Raw genomic sequence first — 24,640 nt, forward strand, 5'->3', positions numbered from 1 at the left:
TTGTTGCCTTCACTTTGCCTGCACCACGTGTGACTGAAAATGAGACTATTTTCTCGAAAAAAGTCACATCTCAAGTCACATGCAAAAATGGAGCCGCCCCGGCGGGACAGCTCCTTCAAAAAGCAGATGATCGTAATCAGTTTTAGCAATCCATCACATCTTTATTACCCGGCCATCCTTATATTCCAGGTACATGTCTGATCTGTATTCTTTGCCGAAAACTATCAGTTTGTGCCTTACAGATCTGTCAGGAAAATCCCAGGTGCCAATCAATGGAGCGTTTGAAGGTTCCTTGAAATAATCATATTCTTCCCGGATCACATACCATGGGACAATTGGCGAAAAAGTATACCCGCCTTCCTCATCCTTAAAGTTGAACGGAATTACAAACAGCACTGCAAAAACAGCAGTTGCTGCTATTGCGGCTGCTATCTTTACAAACAACCATTTCCTTTTATTCTGAGTCATTTCAAGCACCTCCGAAAACATGTCCTGAATTGCACTTATACCATTTACACAGATAAATAAAAAGAAATGTTGCAGATGAATCTAAGTGAGACTGTTTTCTCAAAAAGTCTCATCTCAAGTCACATACAAAAAGGAGCCGCCCCAACGGGACAGCTCCTTCAAAAATCGAATTAATAACTTATCTTACTGCAGATCTTCCATGCCGAGCGTCTTTACGCCTGCTGCATTGAGGATAGCTTCAGCCTTGGCATTGTCATTCGTCTTGATGGCGATGGGCGCGCCCTCACCATCGATCGAAAGACCGTAGATGTAGCTGATGTTGATGCCAGCCGCATGTATCATGGCAACGACCTTTGCAAGGCTTCCTACCGCATCGGGAACGACAACGGCGATAACCTCATCGATACGTGCCGCAAAGCCGGCTTCCTTCAGTATCTGCTTTGCTCTGTCAGGTTCCTTGGAGAGCAGGCGGAGTACGCCGTATTCCATTGTATCTGCAAGACTTGCGGAAAGCAGGTCGATACCGCCCTGGGCAAGGATCTTCAATACCTGATCAAGTCTGCCTTCAGTGTTTTCAAGAAAAACCGATAACTGCTTAACGAACATAACGGTACCTCCCCTGTATTATTGATAAAGCTTGCGCTTGTCTGTAACGTGCTTGCTCTTGCCGTCGAAATGCTCAAGGCCGTTGGGTTCAACGAGCTTGACCTTTGCATTGAGACCGATGGCCATCTTGAGCTTGTCGTGTACTGCCTTGGAGAGTTTCTCCAAAGACTTGATCTCGTCCGTAAAGACATTCTCGGCGACCTCAACCTGGACTTCCAGAGTGTCGGTGTTGTCGACACGGTCTACTACGAGCATATAGTGAGGAGTGGTTCCCTCTACCGTGAGGAGTGCTGCCTCGACCTGTGAAGGGAAAACGTTTACGCCGCGGATGATGAGCATGTCGTCGGATCTTCCTCTGAAGCGCTGGATCCTTGCCATCGTACGTCCGCATTCGCACTTGTCGTATTCGATGGATGTGAGATCCTTGGTCCTGTAACGTATGAGAGGCATGCCTTCCTTGGTGAGGTTGGTGATAACGAGCTCACCGTCAGAACCCTTGGGAAGCTGCTTCTGTGTGGCGGGATCGATGATCTCGGGAAGGAAGTGGTCTTCCCAGATATGGAGACCCTTGTGATATTCGCAGTCGCATGCAACGCCGGGGCCCATCATCTCTGTGAGGCCGTAGATGTCGTATGCCTTTATGTGAAGTCTTGACTCCATCTGGTCACGCATCTCGTCCGTCCAGGGCTCAGCGCCGCAGATAGCGGACTTGAGTTTGATCTTATCTACAAGACCAGCCTTCTCAAGGTCTTCCGCAACGTGCAGGAGATAAGAAGGTGTGCAGGCAATTGATGTAACATCACAGTCGATCATCATGTCGATGAGTTTCTGTGTGTTGCCTGTGGACATAGGGAGAACAAGAGCGCCGAGGTACTCTGCACCGTAGTGGGCTCCGAGACCGCCTGTGAAGAGGCCGTAGCCGTAACCTACCTGGATGATGTCATCCTTGGTGATCCCTGCCATTGAAAGACATCTTGCAACGCACTCAGCCCAGATATCGATATCGCGTCTTGTGTAGACGGCGATCTTGGGCTTTCCGGTAGTACCGGATGATGCGTGAACACGGACCAGTTCTGATCTGGGTGCTGCAGCCAAACCAAAGGGGTATGTGTCTCTAAGATCTGCGTAAGTGGTAAACGGAAGTTTATCAAGGTCTTCGATACCTTTGATATCGCCGGGTTCCAAACCGGCTGCCTGCATTTTCTTGCGGTAATACTCAACGTTGTGATAAACGCGGTTTACCTGCTTGACGAGTCTTGCGCTCTGAAGCGCTTCAAGTTCGTCACGCGACATGCACTCCTTTGCTTCGTTCCAAATCATAAAATGGTCCCTCCTTAAGCGGGATGTTTATTTTCGTGCGGTCTTAAAACCGTTAACGATGATAAGTGCGAGTTCAGTGCCGTTCTTGTCGAAGGCCTTTACCTCGTATAAACAGATATATCTTCCGTCCTTGACGATGTCGGCTGTACATGTGACTTTGCCGCCGTGCCAGGACCTTAAAAAATTCATCTGCGTAGCCTGGGTTACCGTGATCGTATCGGAATCCAGAATGCAGTTCTCTGCAACGGCGAACGCGAAGTCGGCCATTGTGTAATAGACTGCGCCCATGAGACCTCCGACAGCGTTAAGGTGTCTTCCGTCGGGCTCAAGGCTCACTACGCTGTGGCCCTTCTCAGCCTTTTCGATAACTATTCCGGTTGCTTCGGTGGCGTATTTGTCGCCCTCGAAAAACTTTCTTACTTCTTCTAGACTGTTAGCCATATATCACTCTGCTGCGAGGCCCATTTCGAAGGCCTTCATGTTGAGCTCAAGGAATTTGGCGGGAACAGAAGCTTCAACGGCCTTGATCCACTCCTCCTTGCTGATCTCGGAGATGTACTTTGAGAAGACACCCATGAGCACGATGTTCGTTGCCTTTGATGAACCGGCCTGCTCGGCGATCGTGAGAGCGTCGATGGCGTCTACCTTGGCTCCTGCAGCTTCCATCTTTGCGATAAGATCAGACGGATATTCTGCCGTGCCTGCGATTACGGGCATGGGATCGATCTGCTGTGAGTTAGTGACGATCTGTCCGCCGGGTTTTAGGAACTGAACATATCTTGCAGCTTCCAGAAGCTCGAAAGAGATGATGTAGTCAGCTTCGCCCTTGTCGATGATGGGGGAATTTACCTTGTCACCGAACTTGACGTAAGTAACTACGCTTCCGCCTCTCTGGCTCATGCCGTGAACCTCGGAGACCTTTACGTCGTAGCCCTTGTCCATAGCGGCTCTACCCAATAACTTACTTGCGAGGAGCGAACCCTGTCCGCCGACGCCTACTATCATTATGCTTGTTACCATGTGATTGCCTCCCCGTTCAATGTCTCGAAAGCTCCGAACTTGCAGAGCTCGCTGCATACCTTGCAGCCGAAGCACTGTGTTACGTCTACCTTTGCGTGTCCGTCCTTGAAGGAGATCGCAGGACATCCGAGCTTCATGCATGCCTTGCAGGACTTGCACTTGTCGGGGTTAACCTGGATAGGCTCTCCGCGCTTTACCTTCTTGAGGAGAGCGCACGGTCTTCTGGAGATGATTACGGAAGGCTCTTCAGCTGCGAGCTCTTCCTTGACTGCTGCTTCAGCCTCAGCGAGGTTATAAGGATCGACTACTCGTACTCTGTTGATACCCATTGCGCGGACGAGAGCTTCCAAATCGATCTTGCCTGCCGGATCGCCACGGAGGTTGAAGCCTGTCGTGGGATTCTGCTGGTGTCCCGTCATGCCCGTGATGGAGTTATCAAGGATGATGACAGTTGAATTTGTCTGGTTATATGCGATGTTTGCAAGGCCTGTCATGCCTGAATGCATGAAGGTGGAGTCACCGATAACGGCAACAGTCTTCTTCTCAGCATCAGCGCCAAGAGCCTTATTGAATCCGTGGAGTGAGCTGATGGACGCACCCATGCACTCTGTCGTATCGATAGCGCAGAGCGGAGGGGTGGCACCCAATGTATAGCATCCGATATCGCCCATGACCGTGAGCTTGAGCTTGGAAAGAACGTAGAACATTCCTCTGTGAGGGCAGCCTGCGCACATTGCCGGCGGTCTTCCGGGAAGTCCTTCGATGGGCTTGCATGCGGGCTTTTCAGGAAGTCCGAGCTTAGCAGCGATGAGGCCCTGGGAGAACTCGTCGATCAAAGGGAAAATGTCTTTGCCTGTAACTTCAAGACCCAATGTCTTGCAGTGTGTCTCGATGATGGGGTCAAGTTCCTCAACTACAACGAGCTTATCTACCTTTGCGGCGAAGTCCCTGATCTTCTGCTCGGGAAGCGGATTGATAAGTCCGATCTTCAATACCGGATACTTGTCTCCGAATACTTCCTTAACGTACTGATATGAAGTGGAGGAAGTGATGATACCCATTGATGTATCAGAACCTTCCTCAACGCGGTTAAGAGAAGACTCCTCGGCAAATGCCACGAGTTTTCTTGTCCTCTCCTCAACGATGGGATGACGTCTCTTTGCATTTGCGGGAACCATTACGTACTTGCCTGCATCCTTTTCGTAAGGCTTGACGGCAACTTCGATCCTCTCGCCTGTCTCAACTACGGACTGGGAGTGAGCAACTCTCGTGCACATCTTGATGAGTACGGGAGTATCGAACTGCTCGGAAATATCGTATGCCTCGATCACGAAGTCCTTTGCTTCCTGGGAATCGGCGGGCTCTAACATAGGCATCTTTGCAGCGATAGCGTAGTGCCTTGAATCCTGCTCATTCTGGGAAGAGTGCATTCCGGGATCGTCAGCTACGAGGATGACCATTCCGGCATTGACACCGGTGTAGCTCATTGTGAAGAGCGGGTCGGCAGCGACGTTAAGTCCTACGTGCTTCATGGCGCAGTAAGATCTCTTGCCTGCCCTGCTTGCACCGAAAGCGGTCTCCATTGCGACCTTCTCGTTGGGTGCCCATTCGCAGTAGATCTCATCGTACTTGGCAGCCTCTTCGGTAGTCTCAGTACTGGGAGTGCCGGGGTACGAACTTGCAACTGCCACGCCGGCCTCATAGAGACCTCTTGCGATAGCCTTGTTTCCAAGCATTAGTTCTTTCATTTTTACATCTCCTACAAAATGAATATGTTTATAATCAATCTGTTAATTATACGCTAAAAATACTCTTCTTTAAATAAGCACATGGAGTTTTCGGGGGATTTCATGCCGCGTCGGTAAACACGAGTTCGTCCGCTTCGACGGTATCGCCGAACCTGTTGGAATACTTGAAATCGGTGCCGTTGCAGTCCGGAAGAGATACGGACATCCCTGAACGCGCGTGATGTATCAGAGCTTCATCGCTCAGATTGAAGAAAGGATATATCAGGTTGCCGTAAACATCGCTTGCCGTATCGTCCCACAGGCAGTCGATATTGTAGAATTCACCGTCAATGAGGACTATGTTCCACGAATGGCGGCCGTTGCTCATACCGTCACCTTCCTCTCCCGTATCGGTGACGAGGCCTTCGGTTCTGCCGGATACGTAATAACAGGCCGCACCCGTCTTTTGCATAAGATACTGGAAGCACCTGGCATATCCGGCGCAGACAGACCTGTGAAGCACAAGTGCGGAATAAGCACTCTGATTGTACGGCGCTTCCTCGTCGTATTCGGTGTTTTCACAGATATAATCGTGGAAATACAGTTCGCGTTCGGCAATCGTTGAATAAGTAAGCGCTCCGGCAACCAGGGAATCCGTCGCGGAATTGAACTCAGCCCTCGCCTTTTCGAGCTTTTCGGGCGTATCTGCGAAGTCAAAGAACTTGAACGTTATTTCCTTGATGGAGCCGTCTGCCGGATCGTATGTAAACCCGTAATTGTTATCCAGCCAGAATATCTCGGGATGGTCATTAAGCATTGCGTCAACCGCCTTTGAAAGCTGGTCGGAGTCCGCATTCACAGGACATTCGAACTTCCTGTTTCCTTGGGAAAGCTCTTCGTAGATCAGAGAATAGACATCCTTCTCCGTCTCGCTCAGCATGGCGAAATAAGGATATCTCCTGCTGTCGAATTCTTTTCGGGAATAAAGAACGGCTTCTGACTGATATGCCGCGGTATTCGCCGCCGAAGCATTTGTCGTCTCCAGCTTATAGTCGTATTCACGGGCGGAACAGCCGGCAGATGCAAAAACAAATGCCAGTGCCAAAACAACGGATATCAGTTCAGCCATTATCTTCCGCATAAAACAATTCCCTTCAGGCATGACGCCTAAAGGGAATTATAAGTAAAAAATCAGGATTATTCTATCCGTAATGTTCAGGCCTTGAGTATCAGTTCCTTTTCGGCCTTCTCATTCATGTCTTCGATGTCATCTGCTTTGAGATCATCGGGATCAACGGTCTTCTTGGCACGGAACTTGAGAGCGATCATGACGATGCCGGCAAACAACAGAAGGATGCCGAAAGCGGTGATCATATAATCGTAGAAGAGCCTGTCCTCTGTGAGCTGTGCGGCTCTCTCCCAATAAGGGAACTCATATCCCATCCTCGCCCTGTCGGTCTCGCCCAACGGGAACATCGTATCGAGGATCCTGAAAACGCCGAATCTGCCGGTATCGTTCGATACATATACCTGGGGATTCGTGAGCGAATATGACGGAAGCGCATTCTTGAAGTCCGTTACCGCTACGCCCTTTACGAGCTCGGGAAGCATTGCTTCATAACACTGGATCGCATAGTCCGCCTCGGAATCCGTCGTGCCCGAACCGCTGCCGCTGTAGTCACCATAGTTTCCGTAGTCGCCATAGCCGCCGTAATCACCGTAGTTACCGTAATCGCCGAATTCATCGCTGCCGGAACTGTTCTTGCTGCCGAATATGGTGCCGAGTGCGCCGAAATAGATGAACGCGCGGTTTTCCTGCTCACCTGCAAGTTCAGCAACCTTGGTATTCTTCTCCTCAACAACGCCGATGATGGTGAACATCTGGTTGTTTATGATGATCTTGTTTCCGACAACATCGTATGAACGGTAGAACTTCCAGGCGAGAACGTCATTGATGACTATCTGGTTCATATCCACGGGGATCTCGGGAAGAAATCCGCCTGACATGTATCTGTAGGGGTGGAATGCCTTGTAGTTTCCGCCTACGGCAACAAGCTGCGCATTGGCGGTACCTGTCGTTACTTCCTTACCGTCTTTGAACTCCATGGCGGAGACTGTAGCCATTACCGTGGAGGAATAGCAGTCCTCCCAGCCTCTGAGCTTGCCTTCGACATAGCCCAGATTCTTGCCTGAAGCGCCGGAACCGGTATCGGCCGTACTCTGAAGAGATTTCCTGATGATCGGTATATCAGCATAATGGATCGACTTGCCGCCTGCTATGTACGTCATGGGCGAAGTGTCACCTGAAGCCCTTATGCCGCCGGCATAGACGCTCATGTGCCTGAACGATACTTCAGAGTTGCTCTGCCAGATCTCTGCGACATGCTGGTCGGGTCTTGAGCCGCTCAGGAAGATCGTTCTTCCGACGCCTATCCCGATCAGGACCAGCGCTCCCAATATGATCCAGAACGGAACTGCAAGGATGAGCTTCAGGAAGTTCTTCCTGGTATTCTCCTTTTCTTTGCTCCAGATCTCTTTTGTCTTTTCTACTACTCGCATTTCTGTCTTTCCTTACGGGGCTTACTTGGCGGTATAGTCTTCGAGTCTTACTCTCTGTCCGTCTTCGAGCGGCTTCTCTGCCCTGACTACGATCATGACATCGTACTTATCAAGACCTTCACCTTTGATGGCTGATGCCGCACCGTCAGTTGCCTCAACGGTTACGTCTACTCTCTTTACGACATACTTATCGCCGAGTGGAGTGGAGGAACCGATGATAACATATACGAAGGATCCGCTGTTGTCTTCGCTGACCGCGCTGCTCGGAACGACGCACTTGTAGTTGTCGTTGCCTCTTCCGGCGTTAACGGTAACTTCCTCTCCGGGCCATGCATCAGAGCCGTCGACGATGCACTTGACGAGTCTCGTGTTTCTAGGATCGTTCGGATCGGGCTTCATGGAGGATACCGTGCATCCTTCGATGAATCCTGATGTTACCTCGAGCGGCATTCCGACCCAGATGTTCTGTGCCGCGGAAGCCGTGAAGCTGAACGTTACCGAGCAGATCCTGTCCGTAACGGGAAGGATATATGTGACGATCGTCTTTGCGGTGAGTTCATCACCGGACATGACGGAGAAATTGTAAATATAACCTGCAACCGGGGCCGTGATCTCCTTGATCTTGGATGCCTTCTCGAGCTCCTCGATCTCTTTCTTCAGTTTTTCGATCTTTGCATTACGGTCTGCAATGGCGTCTTTATTCTTATCAGCAGTAATGCCTGCCTGTGTCTGTGCGTCGTTATATGACTTCTGGGCTGAATTTACTGCATTCTGGGCGGAAGTTACGGCATTCTGCGCAGCAGACTCCGAAGGAAGCTGTCCGAGTGCATCGATGGCCTGCTGTGCCTCGTTGATCTTGCCCTGGCACTCTGCGAGCTCTGCTGATGCCTCGGTAAGGCGTGCCTGAGCTGATTCGAGCTGCGATTCAAGGGCTTCCTTCTGCTCTTCGTACTGAGCGATCTTATACATGAGCTTATCCATCTCATATGTGGGTGAATTCTTGTCTAATCCGTCCGCATCGAGATTGGGAACATACGGCGGAGGAGTTGTGGAATCACCTGAATCGCCCGTGTCGCCTGCATCTCCGGCATCACCTGCATCACCCGTATCACCGGTGTTTTCGGTGTTCGTAACCGGAGGAGTTGTTTCTCCGGGTGCGGGAGAAGGTGTCGGAGTGGGAGTGCCCAATGCGACATAAACATCTATCTGTGACTGAAGAGGTGCGATCGCAGCATCAATCGCGTCGATCTGCTTCTGAATGTCTTCGACTGTTTCAGCTGCAGCCTTTACCGATGCTTCAAGGGATACTGCCTTTGCGGACTCTTCATCGATTATCTTTCTGTTCTCGTTCTCAACGGCGGACTTGTTCTGTACCTGTGAAAGCGTGTCCTTTGCTTCAGACAGGGAAGTCTTGGCGGAGTTAATGGCATCGCGGTAAGGTGAGAAATCCGTGGTGTCTGAAGGCGATCTTGCCTCATATTCCGCTTCTCTCTCGAGTTCCTTAAGGCTTTCCCTCTTTGACTCAAGTGCCTCGGAATCCTCCAGCGACTTCAGTGTCAGGAGCACGTCTCCCTTCTCCACCTGGTCGTAGTTGGTAACCATTACCTGATCGACGGTCCTGCCTTCAAGACCTTTGACTTCCGTCTGGTTTTCGACCTCTATCGTACCTCTGGCGGAATTGGAATATGAGAGATTGCCTCTGGAGGCATATGTTCCCATAACCTTCGGTATCGTCAGGTTCATTATCGTGTTCGAGAAGAATGTCAGCAATGCAAGGATCAATACAAAAGCGATCATCGCTTTTACGACCTTGGCTCTTCTAGTGCTACCCTTTGCCATCTTCTTTGTTCCTCCGTATCTTACGTATGTGCTTCCCTGCGCATATTGTTTATTTATTTGATTCCCGACCTTGAGATTCCCTCGACGAGATAATCCTCACCCCAGAAGAAGATCAGCAGCGGCGGGATCATGTAGACGCTCGATGCCGCAAATGCGATTCCCAGTTCCGGTTCGTTTATCTGTGAAAGGAATACCGACAACGGTTGTTTGTCCACATCGGTCAGGAGAACGAGCGGCTGCTCGACCATGTTCCAGTAATCGATGAAGAGCAATATCGTCAGAGCGAATATCGCGTTCTTGCACAAAGGCAGCGCGATGTTCGTGAATATCTGCCATTCCGACGCGCCGTCGAGCGTTGCCGCCTCGATATATCCCGACGGGATCTGGCGCATGTATTTGGTGAGAAGGAAGATCGCGAAAGTCGAGAAAATACCCGGCAGTATGATCGCCCAGATGGTATCAAGGATACCGAGCGCGTCCGAGATCATGTAGTTCGGAACGAGCGTTACCTGGAACGGCATGAGCATGAGGATGATGTACGAGAAGAACAGCACCTCTCTCCTCTTCCTTCTGTATCTTGCAAATGAATAAGAAGCAAGGCAGGCTACGATCATCTGTCCCGCAACGATGGGGAGCGTCAGTATGATCGAGTTCCAGTACTTGAACAGATACTCCGGATTCATGAAGAGCAGTGTCGTGTACTGGCTTATCGTGACTTCCTCAGGTATGAGCTTCAGGACAGGTGTCCTGGACATGTATGTGGCGCCCTGGGTCGCGTGTCCGGACATGCTCTGGAATACGACCTGGTAATTCGATACGATCTCTTCGGAAGACATGAACGAATTAAGGAAAGTAAAAAAGATCGGGACGAGTGCCAGTGCCGAGATGAATATGGCGACAGCGACTCCGATACCGGTGATTATCCCTTTCGTTATCCTGCGCTTCCTGAGGTTAAGGGCGATCCTCTTTTTCTCTGAAGCGAAAAAAGCTTCCCTTGCCTCGGGATTGAGTGATGTGATGAATGTCTCGGGCTGCTTTGTCTCAACATAGATGTTGCGGCGCGCCAGAGTTGCTGCTCTTCTTCTTTGTGTACGCTTGATCTCGTCCATCGTCATTCCTCCACATCCTTATCGAACTTGGATTCTGCGAAGAACAGACCGCCTACGATTATTATCATTACTATGCACATTACGATCGCACCTGCGGAAAGCTTGCTGTAATCGAGGTGCGTGAACGAGTTGTTCATGAAGTGCTGGAGCATGTAGAGGTTATCGAACGGATAGTCGCCCGTAAGCAGATAGACCTCTCTGAATATCTTAAATGAGTTGATAAGCGACATTATGCCTACGAAGAATATCGTCGGTGACAGATAATGGAGCTTGATCGCGAAGAATCTCTTGACCGGGCCGGCGCCGTCTATCGAGGCAGACTCAAGTATCTCATGCGGGATGCTGTTGAGGGCAGCCAGGAACAACACCATGTTGTAACCTAAGTTCTTCCATAGGAACAAAAGCATTATTACTATCTGCGCGTAGGACGATTTGAGCCAGTCTATCTTTTCGGCATTATCGAAAAGCTGGGCAGTGATGCCGTTTACGACGCCGTTATAGCTGAAGAATACCTGCCAGATAAGCACGACTGATGCTACAGGCACCATCATGGGGTTTAACAGGAAACTTCTGAAAAGGCTCTTTCCCGGAAGTCCCGAATTGAGCAGGAGCGCGACGAGCAGTGCGAGAACGACTGCCAGCGGCACGGAAATGAGCGCGAAAGTAAGCGTATTCTGCGATGCGGAAATGAAGGCATCGTTGGTAAGAACTCTCTCATAGTTGCGGAATCCGACGAAATCGGAATTCGTTGGAGACTTCTGGAATGAAGTCTTGAGCAGCATGAGCAGCGGCAGGAAGAAGAAAACGAGCACGCCGACAAAACTCGGTGTCAGGTAACCCGTAAAGATGCCCCAGTCGCGGAGCTTCCTCTTGAAATGCCTCTTCTTGCGGAGTTCGAGTTTCTCACGCCTCTCGGGAGTATCCTCGAAAACGGGAATATCCTTCGGAGCGAGCTTCTTGCTTGCCAGGGGTGTAACATCCTTGGCCTTCGGTCTGTTGATAAGGGCAGCGTCCCTCTCCTCTTCGGAAAGAGTCTTTACAGGCAGCCTGACGGCTGTCTTTGCGGGCTTGGCCTTCTCAGTCTTTGCAACCTCAGACCCCGGTCTTATGCCGGTGACTTCCCCTTTGTCTTCTATGCGGTTTTGATTTTCAGTCCTATTATCCATACAAAGTAAACAGTGTTCCCCACACCTCAATCGAATTATACTATCGCGCTACATTATATCTAATCCTGATTTTGGTGCAAATTGAGGCAAATCGGCATCAAAACGGCATCAAATAAAGGGTTTGCGGTCTTTTACAGTAAGTATATCCTTTATAACGCTCCAAAGAGTATAATTTTGGTAAAGATTTCGCTTTATGGAGACGTTATGAAGCACGAGAATGCTCTCGATTACAGAAACGGAAGGCCGCTCAATGCCCGGAACATCTTCCTTATCTGTGCGGTTGTACTGATATACTGCCCTTTTCTCTACACCGACATGATCGGCAACTATGTGGGCGATGCAGCCATCCAGATAAAGATAGGTCTGGACTGCCTTGCGAGCGGCAGGTTCATTCCGGAGGAGATATACAGCTGGCATGAAGGCCTCAACTGGTGGCCCCACGAGATCGGCTGGTATTACATAGTCGGCATCGCCTATAAGCTCTTGGGACTTGCGGGCGTCATCGGAGTCTGTGCAGGCTTCAACTATGCCATAGCAGGGATCATCTTCAAAAAACACTCGGCAAAGGTCCATCCCCTGATAATCGTGGCGGTCGCGGTGGTCGCAAGACTCCTTTCGTTCCCCAACTACAACGCAAGACCCCATCTTTTCTCGGAACTCGCGTTCCTGCTCGTGGTCTATGTGATGCTCTCCGAAAAGAAGATACTGTTCAAATCGCTTTCCTTCTGCGGAGCGGCTTTCGCTCTCGCCTGGATCCACGGAGGCATGGTACCGCTCCTTTTTGCTGTATTTGCGGTATTCATAGTTATCGAGCTCATCTTCAGGCAGTTCAAAACAGCGCTCATATACCTTGCGGCAGCCGCAGGCGCATTCGTCTGTTCACTCCTCAATCCTCTGGGCATCAAGGTATGGGCATATGCCCTCGTCCAGTCAGACGGCAAGGATGTCTGGGCATATAACATCGAGTGGGCTCCGAAGACATTTGCCATATGGGAGATAGCCGTACTGCTTCTCGTGATAGTCGCATTTGCCGTTGACGGCAGAGTAAAGGCCTTCGACAAGAATGCCATAACCAGGCTCTGCATCTTCTGCATGTTCATAGTCATTTCCTGCAAATACTGCCGCTTCATGAACTTCACTGCCCTTTTCCTGCTGGCTCTCTGCACGGAAGAGATCCAGAGCCTCCTTACCTGGTTCAACCAGAATATCTTCCGCATCAATCTCGAAAAGATAAAGTTCAGCAACGCGTCATTCTACATACTCTCAGCGTTCTGCGTATTCTACTTCGCATTCATATCAGTCTTTTCTGTCATAAAGTTCATCCCGACCAACACAATGTCTACGGCCAGCGCCATAGCGGCATATGACGAAGGCGTCATCGGGTGCGTCAAGCAGAACGGCTACAAGAGGATATACAACTCCTTCAACACGGGAACGTGGCTCGCCTTCTACGGGATCCCCGTACACATAGACAACCGTTCCGATCTTTACATGGCCAGTTTCTCCGGCACGGACTATATCTCCGGGCAGATGATGATCGACAACATCGAAGACATGGATGAATTCGTCGGCAAATACGGCTGCGACGCGCTCGTTTTAGATCTTCTGCCTGGTACGACCGACGAATGGTTCGCCGATGATCTTTACGCCGCTTCAGACAGATACAGGGTGGTCTATGACAACACCGTCACTTCGATCTACAAGGAGGAAATAAGCACCCGTTGGCTTGTCGTCGAGTGCTTGTATGACTGATATAAATCAGTTGTTTTCTTAAAATGCCGGTCCGTTATCAGCTGACCGTCTCCACCTTGATGGTATTGGTGTTTCCGGCCTTTCCGTTGATAAGTCCGCCTGTCATTACGACGTTATCGTCAGTCTTAAGGGACAGGACTTCCTTGGCAACGTTCATGCCGTGATAGAACATTACATCCGTTGAATTGAATTCCTCGTTCAGGATCGGGATAACGCCCCAGCTGAGATTCAGCCTTCTCCATATCCTCTCGGATGTTGTCATGCCGATGATGTCGATCGGGCATCTGAAACGCGATACCATCCTCGCCGTAACTCCGCTCCTCGAATGAACGACTATCGCCTTTGCTCCCACGTCTATGGCCATCTGGCATGTTGCGTGTGAGATGGCATCGAGATTATTGCGGATCTTAAACTCCTGCTTTGCGAAACGCTCTTTGTAGTTAATGTGGTTTTCCGTAAATTCGGCAACCTGTGACATGGTCTTTACGGCCTCGACAGGATACTTGCCGGCAGCGGACTCTCCGGAGAGCATGATGGCGGACGAGCCGTCGTATACTGCATTTGCAACGTCGGAGATCTCGGCTCTCGTCGGTCTCGGGTTGTTGATCATGGACTCGAGCATCTCGGTCGCGGTGATAACGCGGCGACCTAAGAGCCTGCAACGCTTGATGAGCCTCTTCTGAACGCTGGGGACCTCAACAAACGGGATCTCAACGCCGAGATCGCCTCTCGCGATCATGATGCCGGCACAGTATGCGGAGATCTCATCGATATTGTCTACACCCGCACGGTTCTCGATCTTCGCGATGACCTCAATGTCGGATCCGCCGTTAGCGTCAAGGAATTCGCGCATCTCGATCATGTCTTCTTTGCGTGAGACAAAGGAGGCCGCGACAAAATCGATATCATTCTTGATGCCGAAGATAAGATCCTTCTTATCCTGTTCGCTCAGGAAACCACCCTGCATTACCTTGTTGGGGAAGTTCATGGACTTCTGGTCGGACAATGTTCCGCCGACGATGACATTGCAGATGACGTCCGCGCCCTTGATCTCCTTTACTTCAAGGATGACCAGGCCGTTGTTTATGAGGACCCTGTCTCCCTTGTTAAGCTGACTCGGGAGCATCTTGTATGTGACGGAAACGCGTGTCTCGTCTCCCTCGATATCATCTGTCGTGAGGATGAACTCGGCACCGTCCTTTAATTCGACCTTATGGTCCTTAAAGGTCTTGATCCTGTACTCAGGTCCCTTGGTATCGAGCATGATCGCTATCGGAAGGTTGAGCTTTGCCCTGACCTTCTTGATCAGATCGATCTTCTCCTGATGCTGCTCATGCGTACCGTGTGAGAAATTCAGTCTTGCGACATTCATTCCCGCTTCGCACATCTTTGTCAGTGTCTCTTCGTTGTCGGAAGCAGGTCCTATCGTACATATGATCTTGGTTTTGCGCATATATTAATAAATCTCCTTAATGTATCTCAAAAAGTTCTGCCTGATTGTATCATTTGCTGTCCCAAACTTCTGCACAATATTGTAAAATGTTTGAGTCAATATATTTTACATCGGAGGCTTTGCATATGGCAGACGTAAGACCGGAATCCCTGAAAAGAATCACTACAAAAGAAATGGCTGACGCATTCATTGCCGACCAGATCGCAGCGATAAAAGAACAGGTCGGCGACAAGAAGGTCCTTCTCGCTCTTTCGGGCGGTGTTGACTCCTCGGTAGTCGCAGCACTCCTGATCAAGGCCATAGGAACCAACCTGGTCTGCGTACACGTCAACCACGGTCTCCTCAGAAAGGGTGAGCCTGAGATGGTATGCAAGGTCTTCAGAGACGAGCTCGGCGCAAATCTCATCTACGTTGATGCAGTCGACAGATTCTTAGATCTCCTCGCAGGCGTAACGGATCCCGAGCAGAAGCGCCACATCATCGGCGAAGAATTCATCAAGGTCTTTGCTGAAGAAGCTGCAAAACTCGACGGCATCGCATTCCTCGCACAGGGCACCATCTATCCCGACATCCTTGAGAGCGAACAGGGCATCAAGGCTCACCACAATGTAGGCGGACTTCCTCCGGAACTCGATTTCGAGCTCGTTGAACCCGTTAAGTATCTCTACAAGGACGAGGTCCGTGTAGTAGGTTCCGCATTGGGTCTCCCCGACAAAATGGTATTCCGTCAGCCCTTCCCGGGTCCCGGCTTGGGAGTAAGATGCCCCGGCGCCATCACAAGAGACAGACTCGAAGCAGTCAGGGAATCTGACGCCATCCTCAGAGAAGAATTCGAAAAGGCCGGCCTTGCAGGCAAGGTATGGCAGTACTTCACTGTCGTTCCCGACTTCAAGTCCACGGGCATCAAGGACGGCAAGAGAGCATTCGAGTGGCTCTGCATCGTACGCGCCATCAACACGGTCGATGTTGTCCAGGTTACAGTAGAGCCCATCGATTACGATCTCATGTGCCGCATCACAGACCGTATCACCCACGAGGTTCCCGGCATCAACCGTGTACTTTACGATTACACTCCGAAGCCGACAGCAACGGTAGAGTACGAGTAATATTATTTGCTCGCTAAGGTCCTCCGCGCTTCGCTTGTGCGGAAGTCGCTCGCAAACAATATTACTCTTTTCAATGAGACAAAAACTAAGGAAGCTCCTGGTAATTCAGGAGCTTCTTTTTAGCTTAGAGTGTTTTACCCGGGATGGTATAATTACCTTGATCAAGGGTGTTCCTTGGTCGATAAAATTTTAACTAAATAAACTATTGGTGATAAGGGCAGTCCTTCATGTAATCAGTTTTCTCATAATATTCACTTAGACCCAGGTAAACTGGTCCTATATGTTCAGAACAAGGTATAATGTGATCATAAGCATGAGCTTTAATTCTTTTCAGGAGGTGCATCATGGGCAAACTTTTACTTACCGGAGTTGATGGCAATCTTGGAGCTGAAGCAGCCAAGATCTTGATGGAACTTGAGAATAAGGAAAACCTTATTTTCTGCGGATATAATCCTGATGCGCTTAAGCCTTATGCGGACATCGGGATCGAGACCAGAGTCACGAATTTCAATCACAAAGAAGGCCTTGCAGAAGCATTTGCAGGAGCTGAGAGACTTGCTCTCATCTCTATGCCTTTTGTAGGCGCGAAGAGACAGAATGCTCACCGCAATGTAGTTGATGCAGCCAAAGAAGCAGGTGTTAAGCAGATCATCTACACATCGCTCGTAAATGCTGATGACGAGACAAACCCTTCAGTAGAGAAAAAGGACCACATCTACACAGAGCTCTATATCAGAGAGCAGGGACTGGATTTCATCTTCCTGCGCAACTCGCAGTATGCGGAAGCAATGATCACCAACTACTTCACATTCGTCCATATGGACAGCGTCCTGAAGAACAGCCAGGGCGACGGTCTTATGGCTTATATATCGCGAAAAGACTGCGCTAAGGCTTTGGCTTATGCACTCCATCGCGGTGGCGAATATAATCACGCTGTTCTCAACATCAACGGACCTGAGCTTATGACCATCTCAAAATTCATCGAATACGGCAACCAGGCTACAGGCAACAACGTATCTTACAAGGAACTTACAGATGAAGAAAACTACCGGGTTTTCGATGCAATGGGCGTACCGAGAACGACGGACGGTGTCTTCAAGGAAGGCAGCGAGGCACCTTATTCTTCAGACGGAATGGTAACATTCGCACAGGCTATACGTGAAGGCAAGATGGCGATCAAGACGGATGATTTCCAGAAGCTGACCGGTCAGGAACCTATCACCGTACTTTACATGTTCGAACATGCTGACGACTTCCAGGTCGGAGACCGTCACTCTAAAGACGCTTAAAGCTGAAAACACGTGCAAACATTATTACTCTCATTAATGAGTCATAAACTAAGAAAGGGGCTGTCTCAAAACAAAACGAGATAGCCCCTAACTATTTCAAAAGAAAACGGGTCCCGAAGGGCCCGTTTATTGTTAGAATTGAATTGTGAAAAAAACTCTAACATTACAGTCTGACTATAGCAAAAACGGGAGCTATATTCAACTGTCACTTCCAATTCAAACCGAATGTTTAATTCCCGTAGACGATTCAGTGCGACTCATAGATCAGGTTTTAGAGGAGATAGATTACAAAGAATTGTACCTGACCTACTCGTCCGAAGGACGAAATCCTGCAGTCGAACCGAAGACTCTGTTCAAGATAATGGTATATGCATATTCGCAGCATATCTATTCTTCGCGAGAGATAGAAAAGGCCTGTAAGTTAAATCTGGCGTTTATGTATCTGCTCAGAGGAGAAAATGTTCCTGACCACAATACCATAGCAAGATTCCGCCAAAAGCATCTAACGCATTGTGTAGAAGGCCTGCTTACTCAGCTGGTTAATCTGTTGGCTGAAGCTGACGAGATACAATTTGAGAACCTGTTTATAGACGGAACAAAGATAGAAGCCAATGCCAACAAGTATTCCTTTGTATGGCGTGGTTTTATTGAAAAGAGCGAAGCAAAGCTCCAGATAAAGGCAACCAAATATCTCAAAGAAGAATTGGGCATCACTGTTGTTCCCGAATACATCACGGCTCAGTATCTTCAGAAAGTGCTGAGTGATCTTGTGCTGATAGCAGACTGCCAGGGAACTGAATTTGTTTATGGCTCAGGCAAGAGAAAGACAGAATTACAAAAACAGATAGAAACAATAGAAGACTTTAAGACCAGACAACAAAAGTACGAGACTGCCCGGGCCACCTTTAAAGGCAGAAACAGTTATTCCAAGACAGATAAAGATGCAACCTTTATGCACATGAAAGAAGACTATATGCGTAACGGTCAGTTAAAGCCGGGATATAATATCCAGGCAGCCGTTGAGAGCGAATACATAGTTGGAATAGATGTATCAGCTGAACGAGCAGATATGCGTACTCTTATTCCTTTTCTGGACAAGCTTAACAGAAACTACGGCAGGAACTTCGGCAATCTGATTGCCGATGCAGGCTACGAGAGCGAAGAGAATTACGACTATCTCAAGCGCAATGGAATCACGCCGTATATAAAACCATCCAACTACGAGTATTCCAAAACAAAGAAATTCCAGAAGGATATGGAATTCAGGCTTGCAATGGATTACGACAAGGAAAAGGATGTATACACCTGTAAAGGCGGACGGAACCTCAAGTTATCCGGAAACAAACACAAGAAAGGTTTCATGGGTTATGAGAGCACTATTAAGATCTATAAATGCGAATCCTGTGAAGACTGCCCATACTACGGCAAGTGTTACAAAGGACAATACACAAAGAGCATTCAGGTAAGTGAGGTCTTCGATGCATTCAGGCAGGAAAGCCGGAACAATATCACTTCGGAAAAAGGAATCCAACTGAGAGTCAACAGATCCATACAAGCCGAAGGTGTCTTTGGAATAACCAAACAGGATTACGGATTCAAGAGGTTTCTTACGCGGGGCAAAGAAAATGTTGCAACTGAATACACATTGTTAGCAATAGCATTTGACCTCAACAAACTCCACAACCGAATACAAAGCGGGCGGATCGGACAAGCGCTGTTTCCTCTTTCCGAATCAGCTTAGAAAAACATAAAAACAGTTCGGAAACCATCCTGAACCGGCGTTAGCATGCTCAAAAAACAAGTTATCTACAAAAACTGCCATTGAGACTCGATTTTTAACGATTCTAGAGGTGTTTTGCGTTCGGTTTTGAACAATTTAAAAGGAGTTGCCTCTCTGTGAACTAGTCACTTTTGAGACAACTCCTTTTTTATGCCATGAGTTCTTTTCATGGATGATATAATTACCTTATCTGAGAGATTCCTTAGTACAGAAAATAATCAGAAATATCGTCTAAGCTGGATGAATTATGGATAATGAAGTTAGGAGGTAACAGATTATGGCAAATGTACTCGAATTGTATAAATCATTTATAGACGGACTGGTCAGTATAAAAGACGGAGTACTAGTCAAATGGATTCTTGAAAAGGGATATCCGGATACCGCCGAGAATAAGGATATTAATGAACTGCTTTCCTCTCTGTCAGAAGATCAAAAGAAAGTACTGGCTAAACTGGCAACTCAAGCCCGAATAGGCGGAATACATGATACCTTGGCTTATATGAATGAGAAAATGGATATGGATGGTTTGGTGCTCAGTCAGGATGGTATGCAATTACCATATGATGCGTTTGACAGTATGTACTATGACTTCATCTCAAGATGCGAAGGCGATGAATGGCCTGAGTAGAAACAGAATCAAGAGAACATATACATATGCGATTTCGACAACAACAGTTGAGTACGAGTAATATCACTTTAAAATTTAAATAAAAAAAACATATAAGAAAGCCCCATTGTTTGGGGCTTTCGTTTTCGTCAGGAAAAACGGATAGTATGATTATCTTGTCTGAGGGAGAGATTCCTTGGTATTGAAACCTTCTGTTTTCACGTTGAAAATGCATCTTACCCGCTGATTTTGCATCTTGCAGACAGCGGGGTTGTTTTTCTTAAGGCGATTCTTTAAGGTTGTGACATAAGGCCGGCTTTGCTTTTCTGTTATTATATGATCAACAGCTATCGGGCTGATATGGGGTTAATGACTATGAAGATCAGAAACATTTATTTAGGAAAAGGCATTCCGTTTTTTTGCATAGCCGTCACGTTATTATGCATAATCGTGACTCTTATTTCTCAGCTTATTCCTTCAACATTTTTTGTCTTTGCGTTTTTCCCTCTTAAATATCCGTGGCAGATAATTACGTGGATTTTCCTTCATGGAGCACCTCAAGAACTTCTCCCGCCGGATGCTCCTTATTCTGCTATTGATTTGACGCTTGGTCATCTCGGATATAATCTGCTTCTGATACTGCCGTTTGGAATCCTGGCCGAAAAGATATTAGGAACCAAAAAGACACTGGTCTTGTTTGCTGTATCCTGGGTGGCCGATGTTATCACTATGCTTATAATAGACGCGGTCTATACTAAAATCTTAAATGAAAGTGAACTGGCTGGCGGTGCAGGAGCTTCCGGTCTGGCATTCTGCTTTATGCCGATCGTTATGTACGCGTTATTTGTTCTTGGAAGAAAATACGGATTCGGCAAGCTCTTTAAGCAAATTTCATTTTATTTCCTGATGTCGATGGCCGTTCCAACACTTATTATTTCACTCAGTCCGAGTGTAAGTGGTGTTACAGGAATAGAGTCTATGATCATACACCTTCTGGCACTGGTTATCGGGATTATATTTACGATTGTTTTCCGCAAGTCTATAAATGCATATTTCGATATAAAGAAACCGGAGTCCGCCGGTTGAGGTAAAGCAAAATGGTGGAGAAAATGCACTTCAGTTGAATCTTTAGGATCTGATTACCATGAGGAATAAGTTGAAGCAAGATGATAATAAGAATCTCGTCAGAACGGTATGGTGGATACTGTTTATTGCTGTTATCGTCTTGTTTATTATCTTTATTTCCAGGCCCTTCCTTAAGTCGTCTCTGGTTAACTATATCTATCAGATAGTATTCAGTCAGAATACAGATATTAATGAAGCATTTCTTCATCAGTATCAGATATGTTTTCTTCTGGTTCCGATCCTGGCAGTATTTGCTTTTTGCATTTTGGTCTTTGCAGTGTCACTGATAATCAAAAAGTATAAGAAGGCTGATTGGATCTTTGCCATTGTCTGTCTGACCGCCGTTATGTGTGCCTTGATAATACCGAATGTTCCGACGTTTAAGAGAGCTCAAAGCGCAACTTACGAAGTGCATGAGATGGTTGTAGAAGAAAGATTTGTCAAAAACGGTTTCAGAAATCATAGTGCCTGGGTGAAACTGAGTGATGGAACTGAAGTGAGAGTATACGGCACACAATATGAAAAGATATCTGCCGGCGACACGGTATATGTCGTTTATTTCGAAGACTATCAAGGGCAGACACCTGTTGTATTCACCAAAGATAAGTACACTCTTTCCACGTGACAAAACCCGCTTCACCGTGAGCACGTTGCCTGAATGGTATAATCTCTTTATCTGATCTGACCTGCAATATGCAACAATTCAGTCTTGTTGGTTGTATACCAGGTATAAGATCCTTTTTGGGGAAAAGAAAGGTACAGATAATATGGCTAAGAAAGCATTGATCTGTGTTGCGGCAGGAGCAGTTGCGTTAACGGTAACAGCCGGAATAGTTGCAGTTGTGGCATTTGCATTGAATTACAATACTTCGCCGAAACCCGATGTTTGGGATGATGACGATGAGACAGAGCACAGTTACTACAGGGATGATCCTGATCCTACGCCGGTACCTCCCAGAGAGACTCAGGGCAGAGACTATTATGAGGGTGGCGGCTATAAAGGGATGGACAGCTACTACATTATCCAGGATATGACGGTCGATGAGATCATTGCCGAATACGAGTATTATCACGACATCGCGCACACATATGACATCGCGGATATTAAGACTTTCGATAAGGAACTCAAGCGCCCTGCATATAACAATGCAGATTCAAGCGGCAGCGGCCTGTTCATGTTCTATGACCTGATCCTCCCTGATGAGAAGATCGATCACATCGAAAGTTTTAACATAGACGGAACCGAATCCACAGGCGCGATCGAATTCTCGATGAAAATGAGGATCCACGATCCTGATAAGGCGATGGAGATCTACGATGCGTTTGTGGAACGCTACAGCGAAGGCTCACAGGGAAGCGAGTTCTTCAACCTGATGAATACATATAATAAGGGCGTCAGGATCAAAGTCGATGATTCCCATGACTGGCTTGTCTGCTACAAGAAGATCAAATCTGACAACGACTATTTCTATCTGATATTTGTATCGGAAGATTATTGACGGATATACCCGGGTGTTATTCTAACATCACTTGGAATATTTCTCGCTGTACAAAGTCTTAAGGCGGTTTTCGAGTGACACCTCTATATCCTTGATATCCTTCTGGCCTGAATATGCTTCAGACAGTTCCTCGTAAACGATAGCTCTTATGGAAGGATCGGAAGCGGAAACGACTTCAACCTTTTCCATGTTTGCTATATAAGATGCTTTCATCTCATCCGTGAGGAAATAGTAATCGTATCTTGCAGCTTCTGACTCCGAAGTGAATCCGGCCATCTTGTATTCGTAACGGAAATACTCACCTGCCCGGTCGATTATGGCGGGAAGCGCAGTCCTGTTTATAGGATTGTCTTTGCACTTCTCCTGAATGTCTTTGGAGAGCAGCACCTTAATAAAATCAATACAGCCTTCCTTAAGATCCGAAACGGCGCTGACTGCAACGGAATTCGAAATGACTGCCGCGGGTCCCCTTCCGTCTGACGTCGGAAGACCGAGCAACACCGGATCGTCGTATTTCCCGAGGAGATGACAGCAAAGGAACGGATCCGTATCGCTGAACTCGTATCCGGAAACGGTAACAAAATCTCCCGACATGATCTGCTCTTCGGTGATCACGGGATTTTCCGGAACATTATCTTTGAAGTATCCGCACATGGACTCAAACTCGCTGTTCGCTATGTTGACTTTGCCGTTTTCGAACCATGTGTCGTTCATCATGGAAAAGCACATGATGAAGTAATCCTCTCTGGAGAAGTACTGCGACATTGCATCCTTACCGTTACCTGTAGTTGATACGAACTGCTCATACTCATCGTACGTAAACCCTTTCGCTCCGTCCTTAACATTGGATGCATCTGTCCAGAGCCCCTCCGCCCAATATGCCAGGGGCATGTAAAAAAGCTTGCCGTCACGTGAAGCACTGTCGGTTATCTTCGTGTAATAAGTATCGGGATCCAACTGCAGTTCGTTCTTAAGATCCACGAAACAGTCTTCGTTTTGGAACCACCATAAAGAATCGACACCGAAATAGATATCGGCAGCTTCAGGCGATATTATCTCTTCCCTGAAATCTTTTTCGTACAGTTCGGAAAATTCCTCATCCGAGATAAAGTACTGGGAGACGCTTGCATATCTTACGAAATAATCCTTGCTGCTGTTATTAAACTGACGGATAGCCTCGCCTGTCATCGAATCAATCGAATTGCCGTAGGATTTGGCCCTGATGACAGTCTTGCCCGCATGCGGATTTGAAGCTTCCTTTTTGAGATACATTATCTGTGGCGTATCGGTACCGTAATCTGTAATGTTCAGATTGAGGACTATGGAATCCTCTGTTACTTCGAGAAGATCTGCGAGCATAAACCTGTATACGTTACAGTCGGTATCTGAATACAAAACGTACGGCTCATCATCGACATAGATGCCGTCGGCTTTTTTGACATAGCTCCTGCCGTCTGACCCGATGATCTCTTCCTGCACTCCCGAATGGGCAAAAGCCGTACCGTCAGCTTTTAATTCCAGTTTCTCCGGATCGAAAAAATATAACGAGTAGTAATTCAACAGCTGAAATCCGCCGTCCTTATATGTGACACCATGAATCACCGGATACTCAACGAACATCTTTTTGCTGAAGATAACTTCTTCGTCTTTGATCACATAGAGAAAACTCTCGCCGTTCTTTGTTCCGGCCGCAAAAACATATCCTTCAGATGCCATGCAATTGGAGAACTGTACGGTATCGCCGTTAAGATCTATCTCGCGAGTATTCTCTATCTCATAAGTAGTATTGTTAATATCAGCCTTATAGAGCTTGCCCATCGACTGAAAGTACACGGCCATGTTTCCGTTTTCTTCCACGACTCCGAGTTTTGTGCTCATGGGAAGTTCTTCGGTGATCTCGAACTCTTTCAGAAGATTGCCTTCGGAATCAAAGATGCATATCGGGTCATGCGGGTCGCCCGAGTACAGGTCATCATAAGCATTGTAGGTCACTACGACCTTGTCACCGATCACTACAGGAGCCCAGAAATGATAATTATTGTAATTCAGGGCATTGCATTTGCTTGCGGCATCGAACTCGGTGCATGAGTACCATTTGTCAGTCGCGCTGATGACTTCGTGTTCCCTTTTCACCTTGCCTTTGCATCCGGCAAAAGATATAAGAGAGCCAAACAAAAACACAGACGCCATAGCAGCTGATACGATCTTTTTCATT

Annotated in this window: 21 protein-coding genes; 8 read left to right on the plus strand and 13 right to left on the minus strand. The window is 47.8% G+C overall.

From position 1 onward, the window contains the following. Positions 1-153 precede the first annotated feature (153 nt). The 11 genes from BO18_RS22315 to BO18_RS22375 all read right to left on the minus strand — a co-directional run bounded on the left by BO18_RS22315 (position 154) and on the right by BO18_RS22375 (position 11,814). Positions 154-468, minus strand: a complete 315-nt coding sequence (locus BO18_RS22315; protein ID WP_034449770.1) for a hypothetical protein — start codon at positions 466-468, stop codon at positions 154-156. 183 nt (positions 469-651) lie between these two features. Then, positions 652-1,074 carry a hypothetical protein gene (locus BO18_RS22320; protein WP_034449772.1) on the minus strand — a complete coding sequence of 141 codons (423 nt, stop codon included), beginning with the start codon at positions 1,072-1,074 and terminating at the stop codon, positions 652-654. Between the two features lie 18 nt (positions 1,075-1,092). Next, positions 1,093-2,394 (minus strand): phenylacetate--CoA ligase family protein, encoded by a 1,302-nt coding sequence (locus BO18_RS22325; protein WP_034449774.1) that lies wholly within the window; start codon positions 2,392-2,394, stop codon positions 1,093-1,095. A gap of 27 nt (positions 2,395-2,421) precedes the next feature. Continuing rightward, positions 2,422-2,835, minus strand: coding sequence for a PaaI family thioesterase (locus BO18_RS22330; RefSeq protein WP_034449775.1), 414 nt, complete (start codon positions 2,833-2,835; stop codon positions 2,422-2,424). Between the two features lie 3 nt (positions 2,836-2,838). Beyond that, positions 2,839-3,414, minus strand: coding sequence for an indolepyruvate oxidoreductase subunit beta (locus tag BO18_RS22335; protein WP_034449777.1), 576 nt, complete (start codon positions 3,412-3,414; stop codon positions 2,839-2,841). Continuing rightward, positions 3,408-5,162 carry an indolepyruvate ferredoxin oxidoreductase subunit alpha gene (gene iorA / locus BO18_RS22340; protein WP_034449778.1) on the minus strand — a complete coding sequence of 585 codons (1,755 nt, stop codon included), beginning with the start codon at positions 5,160-5,162 and terminating at the stop codon, positions 3,408-3,410. Before iorA ends, BO18_RS22335 begins: the two co-directional genes overlap by 7 nt. 100 nt (positions 5,163-5,262) lie before the next feature. Continuing rightward, on the minus strand, positions 5,263-6,282 hold the full coding sequence (locus tag BO18_RS22345; protein ID WP_034449779.1) for a transglutaminase domain-containing protein: 1,020 nt from the start codon (positions 6,280-6,282) through the stop codon (positions 5,263-5,265). A 74-nt stretch (positions 6,283-6,356) separates the two neighbouring features. Then, the gene (locus BO18_RS22350; RefSeq protein WP_034449781.1) at positions 6,357-7,700 is read right to left on the minus strand and encodes an ABC transporter permease; all 1,344 of its coding nucleotides are present in this window, start codon (positions 7,698-7,700) and stop codon (positions 6,357-6,359) included. A gap of 21 nt (positions 7,701-7,721) precedes the next feature. Continuing rightward, complete coding sequence (locus BO18_RS33355; protein WP_051689060.1) at positions 7,722-9,539, minus strand: hypothetical protein; 1,818 nt, start codon at positions 9,537-9,539, stop codon at positions 7,722-7,724. 53 nt (positions 9,540-9,592) lie between these two features. After that, positions 9,593-10,648, minus strand: a complete 1,056-nt coding sequence (locus BO18_RS22370) for a carbohydrate ABC transporter permease (protein ID WP_081861201.1) — start codon at positions 10,646-10,648, stop codon at positions 9,593-9,595. Between the two features lie 2 nt (positions 10,649-10,650). Then, positions 10,651-11,814 (minus strand): carbohydrate ABC transporter permease, encoded by a 1,164-nt coding sequence (locus BO18_RS22375; protein WP_081861202.1) that lies wholly within the window; start codon positions 11,812-11,814, stop codon positions 10,651-10,653. Positions 11,815-12,018: 204 nt separating this feature from the next. Between BO18_RS22375 and BO18_RS22380 the strand changes: the two genes are divergently transcribed. Beyond that, positions 12,019-13,566, plus strand: a complete 1,548-nt coding sequence (locus BO18_RS22380) for a hypothetical protein (protein ID WP_034449787.1) — start codon at positions 12,019-12,021, stop codon at positions 13,564-13,566. A 37-nt stretch (positions 13,567-13,603) separates the two neighbouring features. Here BO18_RS22380 and pyk read toward each other — a convergent pair whose 3' ends face one another. Further along, positions 13,604-15,019 (minus strand): pyruvate kinase, encoded by a 1,416-nt coding sequence (pyk, locus tag BO18_RS22385; RefSeq protein ID WP_034449789.1) that lies wholly within the window; start codon positions 15,017-15,019, stop codon positions 13,604-13,606. A gap of 125 nt (positions 15,020-15,144) precedes the next feature. On the opposite strand from pyk, the gene guaA reads away from it, so the two are divergent. The 7 genes from guaA (at position 15,145) to BO18_RS22420 (ending at position 22,425) form a co-directional block, all read left to right on the plus strand. Further along, the gene (gene guaA, locus BO18_RS22390) at positions 15,145-16,125 is read left to right on the plus strand and encodes a glutamine-hydrolyzing GMP synthase (RefSeq protein WP_081861203.1); all 981 of its coding nucleotides are present in this window, start codon (positions 15,145-15,147) and stop codon (positions 16,123-16,125) included. 344 nt (positions 16,126-16,469) lie between these two features. Further along, a complete protein-coding gene (locus BO18_RS22395) occupies positions 16,470-17,414 on the plus strand; it encodes an NAD(P)H-binding protein (RefSeq protein WP_034449791.1) in 945 nt (314 codons plus the stop codon). A gap of 196 nt (positions 17,415-17,610) precedes the next feature. Next, positions 17,611-19,155 carry an IS1182 family transposase gene (locus BO18_RS22400; RefSeq protein ID WP_034448571.1) on the plus strand — a complete coding sequence of 515 codons (1,545 nt, stop codon included), beginning with the start codon at positions 17,611-17,613 and terminating at the stop codon, positions 19,153-19,155. A 316-nt stretch (positions 19,156-19,471) separates the two neighbouring features. Next, the gene (locus BO18_RS22405) at positions 19,472-19,822 is read left to right on the plus strand and encodes a DUF6547 family protein (RefSeq protein ID WP_034449793.1); all 351 of its coding nucleotides are present in this window, start codon (positions 19,472-19,474) and stop codon (positions 19,820-19,822) included. 354 nt (positions 19,823-20,176) lie between these two features. Next, positions 20,177-20,887 (plus strand): rhomboid family intramembrane serine protease, encoded by a 711-nt coding sequence (locus BO18_RS22410; protein WP_034449795.1) that lies wholly within the window; start codon positions 20,177-20,179, stop codon positions 20,885-20,887. Between the two features lie 70 nt (positions 20,888-20,957). After that, complete coding sequence (locus BO18_RS22415; RefSeq protein WP_034449797.1) at positions 20,958-21,551, plus strand: hypothetical protein; 594 nt, start codon at positions 20,958-20,960, stop codon at positions 21,549-21,551. A 142-nt stretch (positions 21,552-21,693) separates the two neighbouring features. Further along, positions 21,694-22,425, plus strand: coding sequence for a hypothetical protein (locus tag BO18_RS22420; RefSeq protein WP_185752550.1), 732 nt, complete (start codon positions 21,694-21,696; stop codon positions 22,423-22,425). Between the two features lie 27 nt (positions 22,426-22,452). On the opposite strand, the gene BO18_RS22425 is transcribed toward BO18_RS22420, so the two are convergent. After that, positions 22,453-24,639: an extracellular solute-binding protein gene (locus tag BO18_RS22425; RefSeq protein ID WP_034449799.1), complete on the minus strand. Its 2,187-nt coding sequence runs from the start codon at positions 24,637-24,639 to the stop codon at positions 22,453-22,455. Between the last annotated feature and the right edge of the window lies 1 nt (position 24,640).

Source organism: Butyrivibrio sp. AE2032 (genome assembly GCF_000702965.1).